General features: G+C 43.8%; 19 protein-coding genes and 2 pseudogenes. 5 read left to right on the forward strand and 16 right to left on the reverse strand.

Going from position 1 to position 22,227, the window contains the following annotated elements; all coding sequences use genetic code 11:
• Positions 1–120 precede the first annotated feature (120 nt).
• The 4 genes from pntB to AB4583_RS18090 all read right to left on the reverse strand — a co-directional run bounded on the left by pntB (position 121) and on the right by AB4583_RS18090 (position 4,067).
• Positions 121–1,518: a Re/Si-specific NAD(P)(+) transhydrogenase subunit beta gene (pntB, locus tag AB4583_RS18075; RefSeq protein ID WP_372118613.1), complete on the reverse strand. Its 1,398-nt coding sequence runs from the start codon at positions 1,516–1,518 to the stop codon at positions 121–123.
• 10 nt (positions 1,519–1,528) lie between these two features.
• Positions 1,529–3,076, reverse strand: a complete 1,548-nt coding sequence (gene pntA / locus AB4583_RS18080; protein WP_372112170.1) for a Re/Si-specific NAD(P)(+) transhydrogenase subunit alpha — start codon at positions 3,074–3,076, stop codon at positions 1,529–1,531.
• A 300-nt stretch (positions 3,077–3,376) separates the two neighbouring features.
• On the reverse strand, positions 3,377–3,658 hold the full coding sequence (locus AB4583_RS18085) for an HlyU family transcriptional regulator (RefSeq protein WP_004731023.1): 282 nt from the start codon (positions 3,656–3,658) through the stop codon (positions 3,377–3,379).
• A 40-nt stretch (positions 3,659–3,698) separates the two neighbouring features.
• Positions 3,699–4,067, reverse strand: coding sequence for a late competence development ComFB family protein (locus AB4583_RS18090; RefSeq protein ID WP_017060104.1), 369 nt, complete (start codon positions 4,065–4,067; stop codon positions 3,699–3,701).
• Positions 4,068–4,543: 476 nt separating this feature from the next.
• Here AB4583_RS18090 and AB4583_RS18095 point away from each other — a divergent pair, with 476 nt between their 5' ends.
• The gene (locus AB4583_RS18095) at positions 4,544–5,785 is read left to right on the forward strand and encodes a GGDEF domain-containing protein (RefSeq protein WP_065584948.1); all 1,242 of its coding nucleotides are present in this window, start codon (positions 4,544–4,546) and stop codon (positions 5,783–5,785) included.
• 144 nt (positions 5,786–5,929) lie between these two features.
• Here the strand turns inward: AB4583_RS18095 and AB4583_RS18100 are convergent, their stop codons facing one another.
• Both AB4583_RS18100 and AB4583_RS18105 read right to left on the reverse strand, forming a co-directional pair.
• Positions 5,930–6,940: a Solitary outer membrane autotransporter beta-barrel domain gene (locus AB4583_RS18100; protein ID WP_029235232.1), complete on the reverse strand. Its 1,011-nt coding sequence runs from the start codon at positions 6,938–6,940 to the stop codon at positions 5,930–5,932.
• Between the two features lie 78 nt (positions 6,941–7,018).
• The gene (locus AB4583_RS18105) at positions 7,019–7,990 is read right to left on the reverse strand and encodes a diguanylate cyclase (protein WP_372052278.1); all 972 of its coding nucleotides are present in this window, start codon (positions 7,988–7,990) and stop codon (positions 7,019–7,021) included.
• A 131-nt stretch (positions 7,991–8,121) separates the two neighbouring features.
• On the opposite strand from AB4583_RS18105, the gene AB4583_RS18110 reads away from it, so the two are divergent.
• Positions 8,122–8,559, forward strand: coding sequence for a DUF3069 domain-containing protein (locus AB4583_RS18110; RefSeq protein WP_017060108.1), 438 nt, complete (start codon positions 8,122–8,124; stop codon positions 8,557–8,559).
• Between the two features lie 311 nt (positions 8,560–8,870).
• Here AB4583_RS18110 and modC read toward each other — a convergent pair whose 3' ends face one another.
• From modC to AB4583_RS18130, 4 genes are read right to left on the reverse strand one after another with little or no spacing between them, the layout of a single operon-like run.
• Positions 8,871–9,977, reverse strand: coding sequence for a molybdenum ABC transporter ATP-binding protein ModC (gene modC / locus AB4583_RS18115; protein ID WP_017060109.1), 1,107 nt, complete (start codon positions 9,975–9,977; stop codon positions 8,871–8,873).
• Entirely contained in the window at positions 9,974–10,672 is a 699-nt protein-coding gene (gene modB / locus AB4583_RS18120) for a molybdate ABC transporter permease subunit (protein ID WP_017060110.1), read from the reverse strand. The genes modC and modB overlap by 4 nt, the downstream gene beginning before the upstream one ends.
• Entirely contained in the window at positions 10,673–11,431 is a 759-nt protein-coding gene (gene modA / locus AB4583_RS18125) for a molybdate ABC transporter substrate-binding protein (RefSeq protein WP_372118618.1), read from the reverse strand.
• Between the two features lie 56 nt (positions 11,432–11,487).
• Entirely contained in the window at positions 11,488–12,954 is a 1,467-nt protein-coding gene (locus AB4583_RS18130; RefSeq protein WP_017069093.1) for a cobyric acid synthase, read from the reverse strand.
• Between the two features lie 278 nt (positions 12,955–13,232).
• Between AB4583_RS18130 and AB4583_RS18135 the strand changes: the two genes are divergently transcribed.
• On the forward strand, positions 13,233–13,625 hold the full coding sequence (locus AB4583_RS18135; protein ID WP_017064574.1) for a YgiW/YdeI family stress tolerance OB fold protein: 393 nt from the start codon (positions 13,233–13,235) through the stop codon (positions 13,623–13,625).
• A gap of 98 nt (positions 13,626–13,723) precedes the next feature.
• Positions 13,724–14,248 (forward strand): hypothetical protein, encoded by a 525-nt coding sequence (locus tag AB4583_RS18140; protein WP_017060115.1) that lies wholly within the window; start codon positions 13,724–13,726, stop codon positions 14,246–14,248.
• A 137-nt stretch (positions 14,249–14,385) separates the two neighbouring features.
• Here AB4583_RS18140 and AB4583_RS18145 read toward each other — a convergent pair whose 3' ends face one another.
• The 4 genes and pseudogenes from AB4583_RS18145 to AB4583_RS18160 form a co-directional block, all read right to left on the reverse strand.
• On the reverse strand, positions 14,386–15,993 hold the full coding sequence (locus AB4583_RS18145) for an ABC-F family ATPase (RefSeq protein ID WP_081325167.1): 1,608 nt from the start codon (positions 15,991–15,993) through the stop codon (positions 14,386–14,388).
• Positions 15,994–16,317: 324 nt separating this feature from the next.
• The gene (locus tag AB4583_RS18150) at positions 16,318–17,004 is read right to left on the reverse strand and encodes a RimK/LysX family protein (protein ID WP_372118622.1); all 687 of its coding nucleotides are present in this window, start codon (positions 17,002–17,004) and stop codon (positions 16,318–16,320) included.
• Between the two features lie 11 nt (positions 17,005–17,015).
• Positions 17,016–18,200 (reverse strand): amino acid aminotransferase, encoded by a 1,185-nt coding sequence (locus AB4583_RS18155; RefSeq protein WP_372118625.1) that lies wholly within the window; start codon positions 18,198–18,200, stop codon positions 17,016–17,018.
• A 211-nt stretch (positions 18,201–18,411) separates the two neighbouring features.
• Positions 18,412–19,125: pseudogene (locus AB4583_RS18160) on the reverse strand (AraC family transcriptional regulator); the annotation flags it as partial.
• On the opposite strand from AB4583_RS18160, the pseudogene AB4583_RS18165 reads away from it, so the two are divergent.
• A pseudogene (locus AB4583_RS18165) lies at positions 19,124–19,273 on the forward strand (MATE family efflux transporter); the annotation flags it as partial. The pseudogenes AB4583_RS18160 and AB4583_RS18165 overlap by 2 nt on opposite strands.
• Before the next feature lie 129 nt (positions 19,274–19,402).
• Here AB4583_RS18165 and nrdG read toward each other — a convergent pair.
• A complete protein-coding gene (gene nrdG / locus AB4583_RS18170) occupies positions 19,403–19,873 on the reverse strand; it encodes an anaerobic ribonucleoside-triphosphate reductase-activating protein (RefSeq protein WP_017069098.1) in 471 nt (156 codons plus the stop codon).
• 155 nt (positions 19,874–20,028) lie between these two features.
• A complete protein-coding gene (nrdD, locus tag AB4583_RS18175; protein ID WP_372118628.1) occupies positions 20,029–22,149 on the reverse strand; it encodes an anaerobic ribonucleoside-triphosphate reductase in 2,121 nt (706 codons plus the stop codon).
• Positions 22,150–22,227 lie beyond the last annotated feature (78 nt).

Here is a 22,227-nt window from a genome sequence, read left to right on the forward strand (position 1 = left end):
TATCAGGCTTCGTCAACTTCGTATCAACTGAGATCACACATAGAGTCGCTTTCGTAAGATAAAAAAAGGAGCTCAAATGAGCTCCTTATCGAGTTGTTACATATTGTTTAGAGGTGATCTCTATAGATGTTCTAAGATACTTAGACAACTCTTTTTAGCATCGCCAAACAGCATCTGCGTGTTCTCTTTGAAGAACAGTGGGTTTTGCACACCGGCGTAACCTGTGTTCATCGAACGCTTGAATACGATAACATTCTGAGCGTTCCAAACTTCAAGTACTGGCATACCAGCAATTGGGCTGTTTGGATCTTCAAGTGCTGCAGGGTTTACGGTGTCATTCGCACCAATTACCAATACAGTATCTGTCTCATCGAAGTCATCGTTGATTTCGTCCATTTCTAGAACGATATCGTAAGGCACTTTCGCTTCAGCAAGCAGTACGTTCATGTGACCCGGTAACCTACCAGCAACTGGGTGGATACCAAATCGAACATTAATGCCCTGCGCTCGTAGCTTCTCAGTGATTTCATGCACTGGGTATTGTGCTTGAGCTACTGCCATGCCGTATCCAGGAGTGATGATTACTGACTTAGAGTTTTTCAGCATATCAGCCACTTCTTCAGCTGAAGTTTCGCGGTGTTCACCTTGCTCTTCATCGCCATCAGACACAACCACTTCTTGGCCGAATCCACCAGCAATAACGCTGATGAAAGAGCGGTTCATCGCCTTACACATAATGTAAGACAGAATCGCACCCGACGAACCAACCAATGCACCAGTTACGATAAGCAGATCGTTTGCAAGCATGAAACCTGCCGCTGCTGCAGCCCAACCAGAGTACGAGTTCAGCATAGAGACAACTACTGGCATATCTGCACCGCCAATCGATGCCACTAGGTGGTAACCGAATGCGAATGCGATAAGTGTCATCACCATTAGTGCGAACATGCTGCCGTCCGCTTTAACGAACATGATCATCAGTAGTGTAGAAACTACGATAGCCGCTAGATTCCACTTGTGCTTATGAGGGATGTTCAATGCAGACGAAGAGATCACGCCACGAAGCTTACCAAACGCAACAATAGAACCCGTGAACGTCACCGCACCGATAAACACGCCAAGGAACACTTCCACTAGATGGATAACGTGCTCTGCATGAATATCTGCAGGGTTGATAGAAACAGCAGCAGGTGGATCGATGTAGCTGTTGTAACCTACAAGTACTGCAGCCATACCTACGAAGCTGTGCAGAATTGCAACCAGCTCTGGCATTTCAGTCATTTCTACTTTTCTTGCGTAGTGGATACCAATACCACCACCGATCACCATAGCAATGATGATCCACACAATACCTGCAGAGTGAGGGCCAAAGATCGTTGCGATCAACGCGATTGCCATACCCGTGATACCGTAATAGTTACCTGCACGCGCAGATTCCTGTTTCGATAACCCAGCCAAGCTCATAATAAAGAATACAGCAGCAACAATATAAGCTGCTTGTACTAATCCTTCAGACATCTGTTACTCCTTAGTCTTTACGGAACATTTCAAGCATACGTTTGGTCACGGTAAAGCCACCAAAGATATTGATACTTGCAATTAATACGGCAATAAATGATAAGAACGTGACGACGCCACTTCCTTGTCCGATCTGTAACAGTGCACCTACTACAATGATGCCTGAAATCGCGTTAGTCACGGACATCAAAGGCGTATGCAGAGAATGGCTTACATTCCAAACTACGTAATAACCCACCACACAAGCGAGAACAAAAACGGTAAAGTGAGATAAGAACGCAGCTGGAGCAACCGAAGCTACCCAAGCGAATGCACCAACAGCTACCGCCATACCCGCCACTTTCTTAATTGGAGAAACAGGTTCTTCAACTTTAGGCTCTGGTTTGGCCGCTTTTGGCTTAGCTTGTTGTGGTTGAGCTGAAACTTGAATTGGTGGAGCTGGCCAAGTGACCTCGCCCTCTTTAACGACAGTAACACCACGCAGAACAACATCTTCAAAGTCGATATTGATGTTGCCATCTTTCTCTTTGCAAAGCAGTTTCAAAAGGTTAACTAGGTTCGTTGCATACAGCTGAGATGATTGAGTCGGCAGTCGACCAACCATATCAGTGTAACCAACCACCTTAACGCCGTTAGCGGTTGTAATGACTTGATCCGCAACCGTGTATTCACAGTTACCGCCATTGGCTGCCGCAAGGTCTACAATCACACTACCTGCACTCATGCTGTCTACCATCTCTTTGGTAATCAGCTTCGGAGCCGGGCGACCTGGAATTAGCGCTGTTGTAATGATGATATCAACGTCTTTCGCTTGAGCTGCATAAAGTTCTTCGGCTTTCTTATTGAATGCTTCAGACATCTCTTTTGCGTAGCCGTCACCAGCACTGGTATCTTCCTTGAAATCCACTTCCAAGAATTCAGCACCCATCGACTCAACTTGTTCTTTAACTTCAGGACGAACATCGAATGAACGAACGATTGCACCTAAGCTACCCGCAGCGCCGATTGCCGCTAGGCCAGCAACACCAGCACCTGCAACCAGTACTTTTGCTGGTGGAACTTTACCCGCAGCCGTAATCTGACCCGTGAAGAATCGACCAAACTCATGCGCCGCTTCAACAACAGCACGATAACCCGCGATGTTTGCCATAGAACTCAATGCATCTAACGCCTGAGCTCTTGAAATTCGTGGTACAGAATCCATCGCCATCACGTTGATGTTACGACTGGACAATTGTTCCATTAATTCTGGATTTTGGGCAGGCCAAATAAAGCTGACCAATGTTGCGCCATCTTTAAGAAGATCGATTTCATTTTTAGACTCGTCAACGATCGGAGCGTTAACTTTAAAGATAATATCGGATTTCCAAGCTTCATCTGCGGTGACAACTTTTGCTCCAGCTTGTTCATAAGCTGCATCTTCAAAACTTGCTAACGCACCTGCTTGTGATTCAACACAAACTTCAAATCCTAATTTTAGAAGCTGTTCTACCGATTTCGGCGAAGCAGCGACTCGCGTTTCACCAGCGAGCGTTTCTCTTGGTACACCAATTTGCATAGCTATTCCTTGACTATTGGCACGAATGACTTATTCGTTTGTATCTAACGACAACTAATACTTCAAGCGTTTTGTTCAAAGAACAGGAAAAGTTATTACTTATAACGATTTGGACGGAATTTGAGCGCTTCATTCGAATAAATGACGACCGTCTCGAACCAAGAGGTCAAACCACTTGCAAATAATCCTTTTAATAACAACTCACTAGCTGTTCTTTATCCATAAAACTAAAAAGAGCTTTCAGCATATACACTGAAAGCTCTCTAAATTATGACCAACATCAATTCTAACCCTAATTGGTTAGCTAAATATATTGTCGCCCATTTGGTCGATGAACATCTGCGATTTTTTGAGCATCAATTCATCGGCATCTTGTTTGTTTGAAACAACATCTGAACGAATAAAACGGTGAGTTTTGATTTCACCATCGAATTCTTTCTCGATTCGCCCAGCAACACGGTATTGACCAGATTCTGCAATGGCATCTTGATAGATATTGAAACCCTTATATTCGACTGGCTCAATCTCTACTTTTTGTTCGGTTTTTTCTTTGCCACCAAATAATCTAGAAAAGAATCCCACGTTTTTTTACTCCTTAAATGACCGTATTCACCCTAAACTATCATGACTGTTTACGGTTCAACAACGGCTTTTCATACCATTGCAATTCTACGTCATCGTCAAAATTGTGTTGACTAAATATAACAGGCACATTGTCGTCACGTTCACGTCTTCGATCGTCAATAATCATACTTTCTGCATTTTTGACCGCGATCTCACTATTGCGTTTATAGAGCACCAATTTGTCTTCTGGCAATGCTGACAGAAAATCGATATCAAAACGAATATAGATAGGTTTTAGCTGGCCCAAAGCCAAGCACGCGAGATCGGCCAACTGTTCGTTGGTATAACTAGACACATATTCCTCGGTAGCCAATACATGACCGACCAGAGTTTCCATATAGTTATGTACATCAACACTAATTTGCATACCACACCTCCATTTGTAGCGGTTTTTCTAGTCGCAGTCGTTTCTAAAGTCACTTGAAACCATGCAATTCCTAATAGCTTTCTATAACTCAGTTATAGGTTTTACTGTCCATAGTTGAAACTTAGGCATTATTTAATCTTACTCTGACTTCATTACAGGTCTTCGTCGCTTAATGAAAAGGTCACTCAATGATAACTGATCATCAAGCCCTTTAAGTGACAGCGCCAACGTAAGAGCAGCAGAGCAGATTTTGTTAAGTATCTATAACGACTAATTAATTTCTCATATATACTGTGTAGTTCGTTCTAAGGTTAATAGCAACTCAAAATACATATAAAAATGATTGCACCAATAGCGACCTATGACTATGTTTTTGCTCTAATTTAGGCAAAAAGCTTGGCAATCGCTTGTTTAACAGTATCCTACGCATAGTATTAAATAATAAGATCATCAATATAGTTAGGCTCACCACATAAATGGCATCATCTTTTGTAACGTCGAGCATGTTTCGATTTTGCTTCCCTTTAGTCCTGTTAACAATTTTGCTCGTTGGTATGGACAACGTCATTCTCGTGACGGACTCAAATTTAGGGTTTGCTAGCAACCTCCCTTACATTTTATTGAGCGTTGCGGTTCTGCTATGCCATACGTTCAGACAAGGTCGAATGGCGATGGTATCGGTTACCATGCTTGTCGCTTATCTGATCATCCAAGTTCGCTTACAAACGCCTCTCAATACTGGCACAACGCTATTAGAGCTCTCGTTACTTGCGGCATTAGTACCTGTCACTTGCTTACTTGTTTATGCCTTCCCTGATAACGGCGTAAACTCAAAGTCGATGCTGCTCTACGCCATCGTTCTTGTTCTGTTTATGGTGTGGGCACAATTGATCGTCTCTCACTTCCATGCCGGCGGTTTTGAATCATGGAGTGATGGTCTTCTATTTATTGTCAGAGACTTCTCCAAACTGCCTTTTGTTTTAGTGCTGTATAGCCTTTGCTTGCTTGGCCTTACTGCCATTCTCGTGTTGGTGTATAACCGCTCTATCGATGTTGTGGTTTATAGCGCTATCCTGCTTTCTTCTTGTACGTTCATCTTCTTCGATATTCAGTACATCTCGAGCACCATGTTCTCGCTGTCAGGCACACTGATCATCGTCTATGTGATGTCTGCTAGTCATGATATGGCCTTTAACGACCAACTGACTAACATTCCCGGTCGACACGCCTTAGAAGTCGATATGAAGCACTTGGGGCGTAAGTATTCGATGGCGATGGTCGATATTGATCACTTTAAACAATTCAACGATACCTACGGACATGACATTGGCGACGATGTGTTAAAACTGGTGGCACGCATTCTGAGGGAAACCACAGGCGGCGCTAAAGCTTATCGCTATGGTGGAGAAGAGTTCACGATTATCTTCAAAGGCAAACATTCGGAACAAGTTAAAGAGCACCTTCAAGCTCTGATTTCCGAAGTTCAAAACTACGACATGACGATTCGGAATAGCCATGAGCGCCCCGACGATCATGAAGTGGGTATGAAAAAGCGTGGCAAGAACGGTAAACCATCGGAAGTGGTGAATGTAACGGTGAGTATTGGACTTTCCGATAGCACAACCACCAGACATCCTGAAGAGGTGTTGAAGCTTGCTGACCAAGCGCTGTATAAAGCGAAAGAAACCGGTCGAAACAAACTATGTATTGACCGTTAACAATGGTTGATAGCGAAAGATATTGAGTGCTAGAGATCTAAATAGCTTAAGCCATTAATAGCGAACTGCTTCAATAACTATCACTTCCAAGTTCAACGAGCCTCATTGATTTGAGACCGTATGGGCTTAACTGGAAAAAAGAGCTTAATCTTGGTTGAAGAATATAACCAAGCTGCCACCTTTTAAGCTACTTCCGTAGTTAATCGTAAAACCTATTCCCACGTTATCGACCCACTCATTAAACAGGTTTGGGTTAAGCAACCAACCAACACTGCCCTCGTAGTAAGATGTGGTGCCCATAGATGCCACGGTGTCACCACCAATATCAATTCGTCTTATACTCGAGTACATCGAAGTGATGTTCTTATCCCAACGCACGAGATCATAGAAAACCTTGGCTTCATTGGCGATATACCACCCTTCAGGATGACCGACATTGCCATTATTCGCCTCGCCCCAGCCGATGCCATTAAAGTAATGCCAACTGGTGCTCAATTTATACTTTCCCCAGTCATTCTTATCTTCGTACATCAGCTTGATTTTAGGCTCGATGATGTAAGCCCAAGCATCAGTATTGAGATATACGCCATCCAGTTGGTCTTGAATAGGCTTTAGCAACGAAGCGCGATATTCATAATCATTGCGGTAGTAAGAGATGTGGTTACCGATTGCAGAGCTGAAGCTCCAATATTCGTCTAGCTGGGACACATTCGCGAATTCGACGTAGCCAGACACTACCGACTCTTTTTGAAAATCGTTTCTGTTTGCTGCCGCGTACTCGACATCGTTCTCGATTCGCAATGCAGACAAGCGTAGCGTCACCTCTTGATGGTTGTCTTCGATGTAACTTGGTAATTCAAATGTGTAAGGCAAACTCAGGGAGGTGATGTTTTGGCGACGACTTACCGAATCATTCGAACCGATGTCTTCATTGTCCAAACTAAACACTTTATTGGGGTCAAAGTTATTGATACCAAAAGTGAAAACATCGGTGTCGTTGAGCAATACACTGGTGGCAAAGCTCTGCTCTAGATCCTTTCGAAAAAGATCAGATAGCGTATTGGCATTAACAGTGGTCGCCAAAGCGGTAAAAAATAGAGGAACCGCAAGCGTCCAAGATGTGTTAGTCATAGAAAATGACTTCGAATGTGGCATTTCTTTTATCACTTAAAGCACTTCCTAGCTCAAACGCTATTAGAAGTATAAATTCAAATATCTAAAAGAGCTCGCCAACTAACGCGCAAGCTCCAAAATGTTACGTTGTACAAAGGTATTTCTACCACTTTGCTTCGCTTGATAAAGCGCTTGATCGACCTTTTCGTAAATAGACGCAATAGATTCGCCACCTTCTGGTACAAATGACAACACACCTTGTGACACTGTCACTCTATCCGATACCGTTGAGTGGTCATGAGCGTAGTTCATCTCATGCAATGCCTCTTTAACTCGAGTCGCGTGTAACTTAGCGCCTTCACTGTCTGTGTCGCTAAGAATCAGAACAAACTCTTCACCGCCATAACGACCGACAAACTCTCCCGCACGAACAAACAGCTGTTTCAAGGTATTAGCAAGCCCTTGTAAGCACTTATCCCCTTGAATATGACCATAATTATCGTTGTAAGGCTTAAAGAAGTCTACATCTAGAAGTATGACTGTCATGGATATATTACGTCTTCCGTGCCACGCTATGCTCTCTTCAAGCTTAGTATCCATATATCGACGGTTATACAATTTGGTCAGGCCATCTTCGTTGGCTTGTTGCTGCAGAAGGATGTTCAGTTCTTCGAGTTTGGCTGTGCTTTGTTTTAGCTCTCGTCTCATGTGCGCGATACGTTGCATCGCAATCAGCTTAGAATTCAAAACAACCTTGTTTACTGGCTTGATCAGGTAATCATCGCCACCAGCGTCAATCGCTTTTGCGATCATCTCAGGTTCTTCGTGACCACTAAGAAAGATGATGGGAACCCATTCTGGGAATCGGCTTCGAACCTCATTCGCCACTTCAAAACCATCCATATCAGGCATGCTGATATCAAGTAACACGAGTTCAGGATCAAAATCAGAATAAACACTCAGGGCTTCTTTTCCGCTACCGACAGCTTCTACAATATGACCCAGTTGCTTGAGTCGGATAGCAAGTTGCATCCTGTCTAGTTGAACGTCATCAACCAGCAATATGCGCATTGAAGATCCCTTTTCTATCATCACATCACCTTTATCTAGTGTTGAATATTCAAAGTAGCTCAAATTTGGGCTTAAATCATGCCCTAATCTCTATATTATATTGACTTTTTTACAGATCTTTTTAGCATTGTTTCTTTTTAAAGAGAAATACTATGTCAGACGCTACAAACAACGAACAACAAGAAATCGATTTAACCACCATCTCACCAGAACTTCGTCAAGTTATCGAATTTGATGGAGTACCAAAAGAGATGCACTTTATGGTTACTTCTATTCACGAAGTGTCTGAAGAAGCAGTACGCGAAGCTTGGGATAGTCTTCCAGCAAGCGCACAAAATGTTTTAGACAACTTCGAGCAGTTCCACGCTCTAATCTCAGTTAGCCAAGCTTTCGCTGGTGTTAACGTGATGGAAGAGTTCCCTACTCTTAAACTTCCAGAAGACATGTCTGACGAAGAAAAAGAAGAGTACCGTGCTCAACTGCTAGACCAAGTTCTACACAACTGTGTAAAAGACATGGTTAAACAAATCAAGAAAGCGCGTCGTGATGCAATCTTGAAGCGTGATTTCAAAGAAGTTTTTACTAAGTAAGTCGCTAGTCGCCTAAACTAGGCTAAGCGCTAACAGTACTACTTAGAATTAAGCCGCATGTTTCTTTAAACACGCGGCTTTTTTATATCCGCTATTTTCTGTTCGTCGATCGTTACGTCTGTATGTTCTTGTTGCTAATGTTCATATGATTCACCAAATCATATGCTTTAACACTCATATAGTGTGGCGCAAAACTGGCAGTTATACCGTATAAAAATGACGCATGTATCCATTCATGGAATCAAGACCGAATTTTCAGAACCTATAACAGGCAGTATCGCGGCAATATCGAAAAACTGACCTTGTCAGGTTTAATGCGTTACCGCGATATCTCTTTGAGCGACACTCACACCTTTAATTTGAGCGTAAACACGCTGCCCGATTTCTAGATTTAACTCATCCAGCGCCCACAATGTAATGGTTGCCCATAGGTAGCACCCAGACTCTAACTCTAGCTCGACCTCGACACTCTGCTTATTTGTGCCTTGTTGGTGCGTCTCTACGCTTTTAATGGTGACAGGAAGGATGTTACGTATAGAAGTCCCTTTCGGCCGTTCTAGCGTGATAGAGACATCATTTGCCCTAACTTGCAGCCTCACTGTCGTACCAAGCTCACTCGATACTTTCTGAACCCATAACGACGTCGACTTTCCTAGCATCAGGCGAGACAGCGCATAATCGTCATTGTGTTCCGCTAATGTCGCTTCAAACAACGAGCTTTGCTCTGAGAAAGATTGCCAAGGTTGCATGGCTCTCGATGCCCACACCTCTTCCGTCACACCCGACGAAATCACTTTGCCTTGGTCAATAATCACAAGGTGATTTGCCAAGCGTAAAATTTCATTTAGGCTATGAGTGACATAGATGATCGGTATTTGGACGGTTTCGGATAAGTTTTCCAGAAATGGCATCACTTCGCGCTTACGAGGCAAGTCGAGAGACGCTAAAGGCTCATCCATCAACAAAATGCTCGGCTTTGATAACAAAGCGCGGCCAATCGCCACACGTTGCTTCTCACCGCCAGACAAACGAGCTGGGTATCGGTCAAGCAATGAACCCAAAGACAACAGCGAGACTATTTGCTCAAAGTGCGCTTGATCGACGCTTTTCATACCGTATTTAAGGTTCGCTGCCACCTTCATATGTGGAAACAATCGCGACTCTTGGAACACATAACCGACGTTGCGTTTGTGAGTCGGCAAATTAATGCCATTTTCACTATCGAACAGTGTGGTTCCAGATACGCTGATCAGACCTTTATCGGGCTGTTTAAGGCCACTGATTGCATTGATAAGTGAGGTTTTACCCGCGCCAGAACGACCAAAAATTGCCGTAATGCCGCTACTTGGTAATTCCAAGTCGATATCAAAGAACGTTTCACCAAGTTGTTGTTGATATTGGAGGATCAAAGCACTCATGCATTGCCTCCCAAGCGTTGTGCTGACTTTTTGTTGAGCCACTCAGATAGCATCAATGAACCCAGCGCTATCACAATAGAAATGACACACAAACGCGCGGCTTCCATTTCCGCACCAGGGGTTTCAATAAAGGTATACATAGCCAAAGGAATGGTTTGTGTTTCACCGGGAATATTTGAAACGAAGCTGATGGTCGCGCCAAACTCCCCTAGGCTTCTTGCGAATGAAAGCATGGTGCCGGTAATGACCCCTGGGATCATCAAGGGTAAAGTGATCGTGAAAAACACACGAAGAGGTGAAGCGCCTAATGTAGCAGCCGCCTCTTCAAGCTTACTGTCTACGGTTTCTAGGCTCAATCTAATAGAGCGAACCATCAGCGGCAACGCCACAACCACACAAGCGAGTGCCGCGCCCTTCCAGCTAAAGCTGAATACAATACCAAACACGTCATTGAGCCACGAACCTATGATACCTTGCCTGCCCATCATCACTAGCAGTAAATAGCCAATAACCACAGGTGGAAGTACCAAAGGTAAATGGACAATACTCTCAACAATACTCTTACCTACAAATTGTTTCTTAGCAAGTAGCCATGCTAAGCCAATACCGATAGGGATAAGCCATAAGATTGCAAACCCAGCGACTTTTAAGCTCAGCATTAAGGCTTGGTATTCGTATTCCGATAAATACATCATTTAACGCACTTCAAATCCAAAACTGTTCAAGGTGTCTTTCGCTTTTTCGCTCTTTAGGAAAGTATAGAACTCTTCTGCCACAACTTTATCACTCAACTTCGCTACAGGGTAACGTATTGGTGTGTGCAGATCTGATGGGAAGGTCGACACTAGGTTTACTTCTTTAGAAAGCAACGCATCCGTTTTGTAGACAATGCCAAGCTTAGCTTCACTGCGCTCGACTAAGGCTAAGGCCATACGAACATTGTTACTTGGTGCCAATCGAGTTTTCACATCGTCCCATACACCTAACGTTTCTAACGCTTCTTTTGCATAGATACCAGCAGGAACCGACATGGTGTTACCCACTGCAAGCCTTTCATTAGTAAGCAGTTTAGCCCATTGTTCACCTTTTGATAGGTCTAACTTTACCGATGTCTCTTTAGGAGCAATCAGCACCAGTTCGTTTTCACATAGGTTTGTGACATTGTCACTATAAACCAATTTACGATCGACTAAATGCGTCATCCATTTCTCATTTGCCGAGATAAAAATGTCTGCTGGTGCTCCTCTTTCGATTTGTCGCACCAAAGACGACGTACTCGCGTACACAGGAATCACATCGACAGAATGGTCTTTCTCAAACTCTTCAACCAACAGATTAACCGCATTGGTCATCGACGATGCAGCGTAAACTCGTAGCTTTTCCGCAGCAAAAAGATGACTAGAACTCAATGCCGAAGTTAAAGCCATGGTTAAAAGGAAGACTCGCTTTTTCATTGTTATCACTTATCTATTGTTCGTTTAAGTTCTTTAGCTAACTTCTAAATGGCGGCTTAAGCTGTTAACTCTGGCCAAAGCAGATCAAGATTTAAGTACTCTTCGATGGCATCAGCGATTCGATTAATACCCAGCTCTTTAAGCTGTTCGTGGTCAATCGCGGTCACATCGTTGGCTCCTGCCCATTCGCAAATAAGCGACAACGCATCACTGTTGTCGAATACGCCATGCAAGTAAGTACCAAAAATCGAGTTATCTTGATTCACAGCGCCATCTAGGCTGCCAGATTCTAACTGAACCGGTAAGGCTGTTTCTTTGACATCAGTCCTACCTACGTGGATTTCATACCCTTTTACTTGTGCTGTTTTGCCATCCAGCGTCATGGTGCCGCGTACGTTGGTTAAGGTTTTCTGCTGTGTAAGGGTCGTTTCAGTATCGAGATACCCTAACCCTTCGCTGCTGCCGGGTTCCCCTTCAACGCCATCAGGATCGTGGATGATGTTACCTAACATTTGGTAGCCACCGCAGATACCCATCACTTTGCCGCCTAAGCGCAGGTGGCGTTGAATATCTTTATCCCAGCCTTGTTCTTTTAGGTAATCCAAATCTGCTCTTACCGACTTTGTACCTGGCAAGATAATTAAATCAGCATTGTTTACACGTTCGCCTTTACCGACATAACGTAAATCAATCGAAGGATTCAATCTTAACGCGTCAAAGTCTGTATGGTTGCTGATTCGGGTTAGCACTGGCACCGCCACCTTAAGCTTAGCTTCTCCGTAAGACTCTTGAGCAGAGGTAATGGCATCTTCCGCTTCTAAGTTAAAACCATGCAGATATGGCAAAACACCAATGACTGGCTTGCCGGTTTTTTCCTCTAGCCAATCTAGGCCAGATTGAAGCAGTGCGATATCGCCTCTAAAACGATTTATCACAAAGCCTTTTACACGAGCTTGTTCAGATTCAGACAATAGAGCTAATGTCCCGTAGAGATGCGCAAAAACGCCACCACGGTCAATATCAGCAACGATGATCACAGGGATGTCCGCTTTCTCAGCAAATCCCATGTTAGCGATATCATTTTCACGAAGATTGATTTCGGCTGGGCTCCCCGCACCTTCAATCATCACGCTTTCATATTCTTCAGAAAGTCGGTCAAACGAATCGATAACTGTATCCATCGCCACTTTCTTGTAATCATGATAACCCGTCGCTTCCATGTTGCTCAGCGCTCGGCCTTGCAAAATCACTTGCGCGCCGGTATCTGAGTTGGGCTTTAGCAATACAGGGTTCATGTGAACGGTTGGCTCTATATTACAAGCTTGCGCCTGAACCGCTTGAGCACGGCCAATTTCGCCACCATCTTTTGTCACAGCACTGTTCAACGCCATGTTTTGTGGCTTAAAAGGTGCCACTTTGATTCCTTTCCTTGCCAAAACACGGCATAAACCTGCCACCAAAACACTTTTTCCGGCATCTGACGTTGTCCCTTGAACCATAAGGGCACTTAATGGTGCTCGCATTTGTACTTAAATCCTTAATTTCTTAATTTTCAATTTATAGCTGTGGGCAATATTTCTCTGCGACCATCTTAACGTCATTGCCGAGTAGATGCTCAATAAAATGAATGGAAAATGAATGTGTTACTCACTCTGGATTCAACCCCAGTGTTGTTTAATAGCTCCATCGAAACGAAGCTTGTGAACGATAACAGGCGCTTCAACAAAAAACGTACTAACGAAAAGAAACGTTTCAAATTCAGAAAAACGTTTCTACTAAAAACAACATTAAGGGATTCACCATGAAAAAAACTGTATTAGCTATCGCATCTACTATTATCCTTGCTCCTACTTTCGCAATGGCTAGTGACCACAACAGCAATAATAATGTCAACAGCAAGCACGAAAGCGCTATTGCTTATACTGGCCCAATTGAAACCGTTTCTGTTGCGACACTACTTGCCGACACAAGCATGTTCGCAGAGCAAGAAGCAATTGTGGATGGCAAGATCGTTCGTCAACTTAAGAATGACACGTTTGTCTTCTCTGATGGCCAGAGTGAAATTCAAATCGAACTTGATGATGATATCCGCCTAGCACAACCACTGACCGCTGATACAAAAGTTCGTATCTTCGGTGAATATGAAGGTGGTAAGACACCTGAAATCGAAGTGGACCACATCCAGGTTCTATAAGCGATTAATATAAAAATACCGACTTCAAATAATTGGCCTGCATATTGCAGGCTTTTTTGTATTATACTGCGGCAAAATACAATTTATATGGAGTCACCATGCTAGGTTGCACGAATAAGACTGTCCTTTTAGGACTCGCTGCACTGTGTTCATTCTCTGCGTCTGCAAACAACTTTAACTACAACACATTCGAGCTGCGCATGGGTACTAGCCCAAGTACTTTCGGTGGTGAAGTCACAACAATGTTCACTCAGAACTCTCATTTTGTTGCTCGTATCGATTCAGAATTTGAAAGTGATTGGGATGCAGCGGTAGGTATGGGATTCAACGGCCCAATCAGTCAATTTGCTGACGTTACTGGCCAAATGTTACTGCACAACATTGAACGGAATGACGATAACCACATCAAAACAGAAATTAACCTTGGCTTGAGAGCTTGGTTAATGGCAAACGTTGAAGTTAACGCACGCCTTGGTCAACTGATCGACAACGATGACACTCGTTCAATTTTGGGTATCGGTGCTCGTTTCCATTCAACTGATCAACTGTCTGTTGGTCTTGATATGCGCAATAACGGCACATATGGCCACCAAATCTTAATGTCGGCTCGATTCGGATTCTAATCTAGATTTCAATTACTGAGTAATAAATAGCTAAACGTATTACATAGAAAAGCCCCGAACATATTAATGTTCGGGGCTTTTTTGTTTGTTAGTTTCGCTGGCTTTTAGTCGTTCACGACCTGAGCCAACGACTTGCTTTATAAGCTAACCATCAGCATCTTTTTCTGGTGATCTAAGTACTCTTCATAAGTACCTTGGAAGCTCACTAGCTGTTGATCTTTTACATCGATGATGTGTGTTGCTAATGAAGAAACGAACTCACGGTCATGACTTACGAAGATAAGCGTGCCAGTGTAAACCTTCAACGCATCGTTCAAGGCTTGGATTGCTTCCATGTCCATGTGGTTCGTTGGTTCGTCCATTACCAGCACGTTGATGTCTTGCATCATTAGCTTGCCGAATAACAGACGGTTCTTCTCACCACCAGAACAGTTTCGCGCTTTTTTGTTCGCATCGTCAGCAGTGAACAATAGACGACCTAGAATGCCGCGTACCATAAGGTCATCGTGCTTCGCTGTACGCCATTGTGAGATCCAATCGAAGATGCTCAGGTCGTTATCAAAATCCTTAGTGCTATCTTGCGGGCAGTAGCCTACCGATGCGTTTTCAGACCATTTAACGATGCCTTCGTTTTGTTCTAGCTCTTGAACTAGACAGCGTAGAAGCGTGGTTTTACCCACACCGTTCTCACCGATAACCGCAAGACGAGTACCCGCTTCAAGCAGCAAGTTACCACCAGCAAACAATGTTTCGCCATCGAAGCCGTGACCAAGGTCTTGAAGTTCAAGCGCTTGACGGTGTAGTTTCTTACCTTCGCCAAAATCAATAGATGGGCTCATACGACTCGATGATTTCACTTCATCAAGCGTGATCTTATCCATTTTCTTGGCACGAGAGCTTGCTTGTTTTGCTTTAGATGCGTTAGCACCAAAACGGTTTACGAAATCTTGAAGCTCGCTGATTTCAGCCGCTTTCTTAGCGTTGCTTGCTAAAAGCTGTTCACGAATCAAGCCAGATGCTTCTAGGAAGTACTCGTAGTTACCAGGGTAGACACGTAGCTCACCGTAGTCGATGTCTGCCATGTGTGTACACACAGAGTTCAGGAAGTGTCTATCGTGCGAAATGATGATCATTGTACATTTACGCTGGTTTAGCTCTTCAGCAAGCCAGTTGATCGTGTGAATGTCCAAGTTGTTGGTTGGTTCATCAAGAAGCAGGATATCTGGGTTTGCAAACAGAGCTTGTGCCAATAGCACACGCAGTTTCCAACCTGGAGCTACTTGCTGCATCAAGCCGAAATGGAACTCTTCTTCAATACCCGCTTGAATTAGGATGTCGCCAGCACGGCTTTCTGCTGTGTAGCCATCCATTTCCGCGAATTCACTTTCAAGTTCTGCGACTTTCATGCCGTCGTCTTCGCTCATTTCTGGCAAAGAGTAAATGCGGTCACGTTCTTGTTTTACTTCCCAAAGTTTTCTGTCGCCCATGATCACAACGTCGATAACGCTGTACTGTTCGAAAGCGAACTGATCTTGGCTTAGCACACCCAGTTTTTCTCCTGGAGTGATAGAAACGTTGCCCGAGCTTGGCGTTAATGCGCCACTTAGGATTTTCATGAACGTTGATTTGCCGCAACCATTAGCGCCGATCAAACCATAACGGTTGCCGTTACCAAATTTAGCAGAGATGTTTTCAAACAGCGGCTCTGCGCCAAATTGCATTGTGATGTTCGCGGTAGATATCAAAGAACTAATTCCTAAGCGTGTACTGACAGATAATTATTAGGCTATTTCAAGAACCTAAATAAGAAGTACGAAAGTATGGATTAAACAAAAATCGAAGCGCGGATTATATAGAGATCTCGATCACGTTGTCGAGGCTAAACAGTAAACGAATAATAAACATAGACCATTTAGATGCTTTTCATACGTTATGGGGTGTAAATAAAAAAATCCCCACCAGCAGAACTGGTAGGGATTTCATTTATCAACACTAAAAGTCTTTTAAGCTCGTCACCTTTGAAACTATAGCTCTTCAAAACGAAAAGCTTTGATGACGAGCAGAACTTGTTATTTAGTAATTTTCTTCTGAACGTATTTTTTGCTCACGTCGACAACCGCAACATCTCTAAAGAAGCTTCTACCCAACAGAAGTGGGAAAGAAAGATGCGTTCGGTCGGCTAGCGTAAATTCAGTTTTGTCTTTTAGATCGCCAATTTGAATCGAAGCTACAACCACAGCGCGTCGTTGTGTGCCTTCTGCGCTTGATTGCTTGATCTTAACCCAGCGTTCTACTGGTAAGCTGATCTCTTCAGTTGTAATTCCGTCGTGTTCAATCTTGAACTTAACCCAGTCTTTGCCGTCACGTTCAAAATCAACAATATCAACTGCACTGATTGAAGAGGTTGTTGCACCGGTATCGACACGTGCTTTAAACGCTTCTTTTAAACCAGGAACAAACACCCACTCTTCTTCACCAAGAATCAGTTTGCCGTCACTTGTTTTTCTAACCTTCTCTACTGGTTTTTCAACAGGTGCAGGTTTTACTTCCGGCTCAGTTGGTTTTACTTCTTCAGGCTTCTCAGTAGGTTCCGTTACTTTCTCGCCTTCTGTAGCGTCAGTTTTTGAAGAGTCATCAACAATAGGTTGTTCGATTTGAGGCTTTTGCTCTGGCTCAACAGGAGCTTGAGTTGTAGCCGAACAAGCAAACAGGCCACCACTTAGCATTAAAACTACAATCGCTTTCCAATTATACATTCAGTCACCTTCTATTTTGAAACGTTTGCTATCGCTTTTGCTACATAAGGAATATGAGATTCGGAAAGGCCTGCGATATTGATGCGTCCATCACCAACACCATAGACTCCATATTCTTCACGTAATTGATTCATTTGAGTTTCTTTAAAGCCTAGTACACTAAACATGCCTTTATGGCTTTCAATGAAGTCAAATTGTGACGTGTTATAAGTATTTCGCAATTCATCACATAAACTTTGGCGCAGATTTAACAAACGTTGCTGCATTTCACTCAATTCTTGCTTCCAAATCGAGGTTAGCTCTTGATTCTGAAGAATTGTTTTAACCAAAGCTGCACCATGATCTGGCGGCATTGTGTAAGTTGAACGAGCAAGCGTTAGAAGCTTACCTTTAGCATTGCCAACGTGTTCGCTGTTTTTGCCAATCACGATAGCGGCACCCGTTCTTTCACGGTATAAACCGAAGTTCTTCGAGCAAGATGTCGTAATCAACATCTCTTCGACGTTGTTAGCCATGTGTTGAAGACCTTTTGCGTCTTCTTCTAAGCCATCACCAAAGCCTTGGTAGGCAATATCAACGAACGGTAAGAAACCATTCTTCTGAGATAATTTGGTGATTTCCTGCCACGCTTCAAAGTTGATATCCGCACCCGTTGGGTTATGACAGCAACCGTGCAGTAGTACCACGTCTGATGGACCCGCTTTTGAAAGATCATCCAACATTCTTGCAGGATCAACTTGCTTCGTTTCAGGACTGAAGTAATTGTAATATCGAACTTTTAAGCCTGCCGCTTCCATCACCGGTTTGTGGTTAACGTAGCTTGGGTTTGAAATCCAAACCGTGGTGTCTGGTTGAGAAACTTTCATTAAGTCACCCAACATGCGAAGTGCACCACTTGCACCCGGTGTTTGAATCGCAGCAACGCGATCCATTGCAGAAGTCCCTTTAAGCAGCAGATCAACCATGCTCTGGTTGAACTCTTCACAGCCTGCTAGGCCAACGTAAGCTTTGGTTTTCTGCGTTTCAACAACGATATCTTGAGCCATAGAAACGGCTTTCATGATCGGAGTTTCGCCTTGATCGTTTTTGTAAACGCCAATGCCTAAGTCGACTTTATCAGTACGATTATCGCCGCGGTAAGCAACAGAAAGAGATAGAATTGGATCTAAAGTTGGTTTTGGTAGATGTGAAAACATGAAAGTCACAACCCTTTGAAATTCAAGTAATGAGTTTCACGTTAACATTATCGTAGACAAATCAGAAACATTTTTTAATAGAAGCGCTTAGTTAGAATAAGTAAACAGAGATTGGTCATTTTACGTCACAAAACAGCGTAAATTTCGAACACTTTTAGTGCTTTATCAAAAGAGCAGTAGCTTGTTTAAGAAGTACCTTGTTGATTCTCAGCTAAATGCCTTGTTTGAATTGCCTTGGTGTCATGCCCGACCAAGCTTTAAATCGAGTACTAAAGTTCGCTGCATTCGGGTACCCCACGATCTCGCCAATATGTTGAATCGACCAATCACTCGATTTCAACAAACGAGCAGCGTATTCCATTCTCATACGCATAATATGAGTCATCGGGCTATGAGAGTAATAACGTTGGCACAAACGATGGAAGTGCGGCTCTGAACACGGAAATAGGTTTGCTAGCTCATGCACGTTCCACTCTTTATGAAGCTGTTTTTGCACGCTGTTGAACACACGTCTCAAGCGAATCAAATTTCGAGATTGTTGCTGCGGGACGGGAGCATTAATCATGAACTCTATTTGGGCTACGCTGTGAATGGCAATCGCTCCGCCTAAATCAATGGGCAAGGCAATACTTCTCAGCAAGGTATGAATACAAGACGAGACGACTTCGGCTGCAGGAGAGAGCGTATAACTCACTTCATCATTGACGACATTATCCCAATGCTTATCAGGCGATAGAAAGATCCACGCTATCTGCCATGTTTCTTCTTCAATCCCAAAGCCATTCTCAACGCCTGCAGGCACAGTAATGCACGACCCCGGCTCTAGAATATAGCGACACGCCCCACTTTCTAACCACCCTTTGCCCCTAACCGTGTAAAGCAGCATGTGTTTCTGTGGATTCTTCCGATGGACAGAAAAGAAATCTGCGCTGGTGTTGGGTTGGCCGCTAGAATGGGTGTTGATGATTGTGTTACTGGAGGAGTTAGCGAAGATCGCTTTAACTAGCCAGCGAATTCACTCTAAGAAATGGATCAACAATCTAATCGACGAGCCTGAGCACATTCCTATATAAACAGGCGATAAACTGACACTGACGTGCAGGCGATAGATTCAAAGAACTCACACCCAAGGGCTGATTTGTAGCATTGCGCTAACGATGAAGCCCTTTTTCGTTTACGAGTGTGCAAAGTCACGACAGCAGTTATATATCAGTAAATCGATGGATGATTTGGTTTGAACTACCACGCCAATCCAACATTGGATCCGCTTTATCTTGCTCAAAACGACCATCAATCAAAGTATCAACATATTCAAGTACTTGCCTCTGCTTTTCGTCGAGTTCGTCGAGCTCGTAGCCCGTCCACATCCAGATGTCTTTGCCTTCACATTCTGCTTTTACACGCTGAACAAGCTTAAGCACTTCAGATACATTTGCAGGATGAAGAGGATCACCACCTGAAAGCGACAAGCCACGACGCTTGATTCGTGGATCATTGAGATCAGCGATAATGTGGTCTTGCAGCTCTTGAGTAAACAAATGCCCGGAGTCCAACCTTTGCGTTGATTGGTTATAACACCCGCGACACTGGTGTACACAACCCGACACAAACAAAGTGCAGCGTGTTCCAGGGCCATTTACAACGTCGATTGGGTGATATTGGTGATAATTCATAAGGCAGTATTGAAAACTCGTGATGGCTTAATGGTTTAACTCGAAAAGTAGCGAGAGTTGAAACAAATGAATTGGTATCGACATAGCGCCGATACCAAACATATTTCTTGAAACGTAGCTCTTCTAAGTAAGCTAGCTAATAATCTTAGAGCTTACTAAAGATGCTTCACGCGGCGTTTAACTTCTTCTTGCTTACCGAAGTTAAATGGTCGTGCATCTGGGCTACCAAGGTAACCACAAACACGGCGCGTCACCGATACTTTGGTTGAGTCATGGTTGCCACATTTAGGACACGTAAAGCCCTTACTTGTACAGTCGAACTCACCGTTGTAACCACATTCGTAACACTCATCAATCGGCGTATTTGTACCGTAGTAAGGAACACGTGTGTAGCTGTAGTCCCATACGTTTTCTAGTGCTTCGATGTTCTTCTGCATGTTCGGGAATTCGCCGTAACAGATAAAACCACCGCTAGAAATTTCAGGATAAGGCATCTCGAAATCGATCTTGTCGTATGGGTTCACTGTCTTCTGCACATCTAAGTGGAAGCTGTTGGTGTAGTAACCACGGTCTGTCACACCATCAATCACACCAAATTCTTTGGTGTCGATGCTGCAGAAACGGCTACATAGGTTTTCACTTGGTGTGCCGTATAGGCTGAATGCGTAACCTGTCTCTTTCGTCCAAGATTCCACTTCACGCTTCATGTACTCCACCAACTCAAGCGCTTTAGCACGCATTTCGCCATCGTCGTACAGGTGAACGTCAGTACCGTAAAGTGCTGTCATCGCTTCGTGGATACCAATGTAACCAAGAGAAACAGACGCGCGGCCGTTCTTGAAGATGTCTGCAATAGAGTCGTCTGCTTTCAAGCGAACGCCACATGCACCTTCCATGTATAGGATTGGAGCAACACGTGCTTTCACGTTTTCTAGACGAGAAATACGAGTTTCTAATGCACGACGAGCCAGCTTGAGTTTATCATCAAGCAGTTCGTAGAACTTAGCCATATCTTGTTTTGCGTTAATCGCAATACGTGGCAAGTTCAAGCTAACAACACCTAAGTTGTTACGGCCTTCGTGAATCAACTCACCATTTTCTTCGTAAGTATTCAAGAAGCTACGACAACCCATAGGAGTTTTAAATGACCCTGTCACTTCTACTACTTTGTCGTAGTTAAGAATGTCTGGGTACATACGCTTAGACGCACACTCTAGCGCTAATTGCTTGATGTCGTAGTTTGGATCTTGCTTCTGGTGGTTCAAACCATCTTTGATCGCAAATACCAGTTTAGGGAACACGGCTGTTTTACGGTTCTTACCCAAACCTGCAATGCGGTTTTTCAAGATTGATTGCTGAATCAATTTCGAGCCCCAGCTTTCACCTAAACCAAAACCAAACGTCACGAATGGTGTTTGACCATTAGCGGTGTGCAGCGTGTTTACTTCGTACTCCAGAGATTGGAACGCGTCGTAACACTCTTTCTCTGTGCGAGAGATAGCAAAGCCTTCTGGGCTATGAATGTCCCACTCTTTCGCTAGCGATAAGTGCTTCTCGTAGCTCGCCATAACGTAAGGTTCAAGAACCTCATCGATGCGGTTAATCGTTGTGCCGCCGTAGATGTGACTCGCCACTTGCGCGATGATCTGCGCGGTTACCGCTGTCGCCGTAGAAATAGACTTAGGTGTGTCGATTTCCGCGTTACCCATCTTGAAGCCATGCGTTAACATGCCTTTCAGATCGATAAGCATGCAGTTAAACATTGGGAAGAACGGTGCGTAGTCTAGATCGTGGTAGTGAATATCACCACATTCGTGAGCATGTACGATATCACGTGGCAAAATGTGAGTTTTCGCATAGTGTTTAGCCACGATACCCGCCAGCAGGTCACGCTGAGTTGGGATTACTTTGCCATCTTTGTTCGCGTTTTCATTGATTAGATCAACGTTGCTTTCTTCGATCAAACCTTCGATCTCACGAGTTAAAGCGCTTTGCTTCTCACGGGCGATGTCGCGGTCATGACGATATTCAATGTAGGCACGAGCCAGAGACTTGTATGGTCCCTGCATTAGCTCGTTCTCGACCATGGTTTGAATTTCAGAGATATGAACTTCATCGTAGTCTTCGAGCTTCAACTCAACTGCTAATGCCACATTCAGTGCATAAATAGCAATTTCCTTATCGGCTTTGTCTGATGCTGCTTCCACTGCAGCTTGGATGCGATCTCTACTGAATGGAGCTCTTGAGCCATCACGCTTGATTACGATTGATTTCACCACTTCTCCTTACTCTTGAGGTATTCACAGACTTATCCACAAACACACTATATAGAGCGATTTATCGTTTAACTAACA

It is taken from the genome of Vibrio sp. 10N.222.49.C12, from assembly GCF_041475025.1.
GTDB classification, from domain to species: domain Bacteria; phylum Pseudomonadota; class Gammaproteobacteria; order Enterobacterales; family Vibrionaceae; genus Vibrio; species Vibrio crassostreae_C.

Bases quoted from the DNA above. Each gene is read 5' to 3' on its own strand.
- pntB (WP_372118613.1), bottom strand. From the start codon at position 1,518: ATGTCTGAAGGATTAGTACAAGCAGCTTATATTGTTGCTGCTGTATTC.
- pntA (WP_372112170.1), bottom strand. From the start codon at position 3,076: ATGCAAATTGGTGTACCAAGAGAAACGCTCGCTGGTGAAACGCGAGTC.
- AB4583_RS18090 (WP_017060104.1), bottom strand. From the start codon at position 4,067: ATGCAAATTAGTGTTGATGTACATAACTATATGGAAACTCTGGTCGGT.
- AB4583_RS18095 (WP_065584948.1), top strand. From the start codon at position 4,544: ATGGCATCATCTTTTGTAACGTCGAGCATGTTTCGATTTTGCTTCCCT.
- AB4583_RS18100 (WP_029235232.1), bottom strand. From the start codon at position 6,940: ATGCCACATTCGAAGTCATTTTCTATGACTAACACATCTTGGACGCTT.
- AB4583_RS18105 (WP_372052278.1), bottom strand. From the start codon at position 7,990: ATGATAGAAAAGGGATCTTCAATGCGCATATTGCTGGTTGATGACGTT.
- AB4583_RS18110 (WP_017060108.1), top strand. From the start codon at position 8,122: ATGTCAGACGCTACAAACAACGAACAACAAGAAATCGATTTAACCACC.
- modC (WP_017060109.1), bottom strand. From the start codon at position 9,977: ATGAGTGCTTTGATCCTCCAATATCAACAACAACTTGGTGAAACGTTC.
- modB (WP_017060110.1), bottom strand. From the start codon at position 10,672: ATGATGTATTTATCGGAATACGAATACCAAGCCTTAATGCTGAGCTTA.
- modA (WP_372118618.1), bottom strand. From the start codon at position 11,431: ATGAAAAAGCGAGTCTTCCTTTTAACCATGGCTTTAACTTCGGCATTG.
- AB4583_RS18130 (WP_017069093.1), bottom strand. From the start codon at position 12,954: ATGCGAGCACCATTAAGTGCCCTTATGGTTCAAGGGACAACGTCAGAT.
- AB4583_RS18135 (WP_017064574.1), top strand. From the start codon at position 13,233: ATGAAAAAAACTGTATTAGCTATCGCATCTACTATTATCCTTGCTCCT.
- AB4583_RS18140 (WP_017060115.1), top strand. From the start codon at position 13,724: ATGCTAGGTTGCACGAATAAGACTGTCCTTTTAGGACTCGCTGCACTG.
- AB4583_RS18150 (WP_372118622.1), bottom strand. From the start codon at position 17,004: ATGTATAATTGGAAAGCGATTGTAGTTTTAATGCTAAGTGGTGGCCTG.
- AB4583_RS18155 (WP_372118625.1), bottom strand. From the start codon at position 18,200: ATGTTTTCACATCTACCAAAACCAACTTTAGATCCAATTCTATCTCTT.
- nrdG (WP_017069098.1), bottom strand. From the start codon at position 19,873: ATGAATTATCACCAATATCACCCAATCGACGTTGTAAATGGCCCTGGA.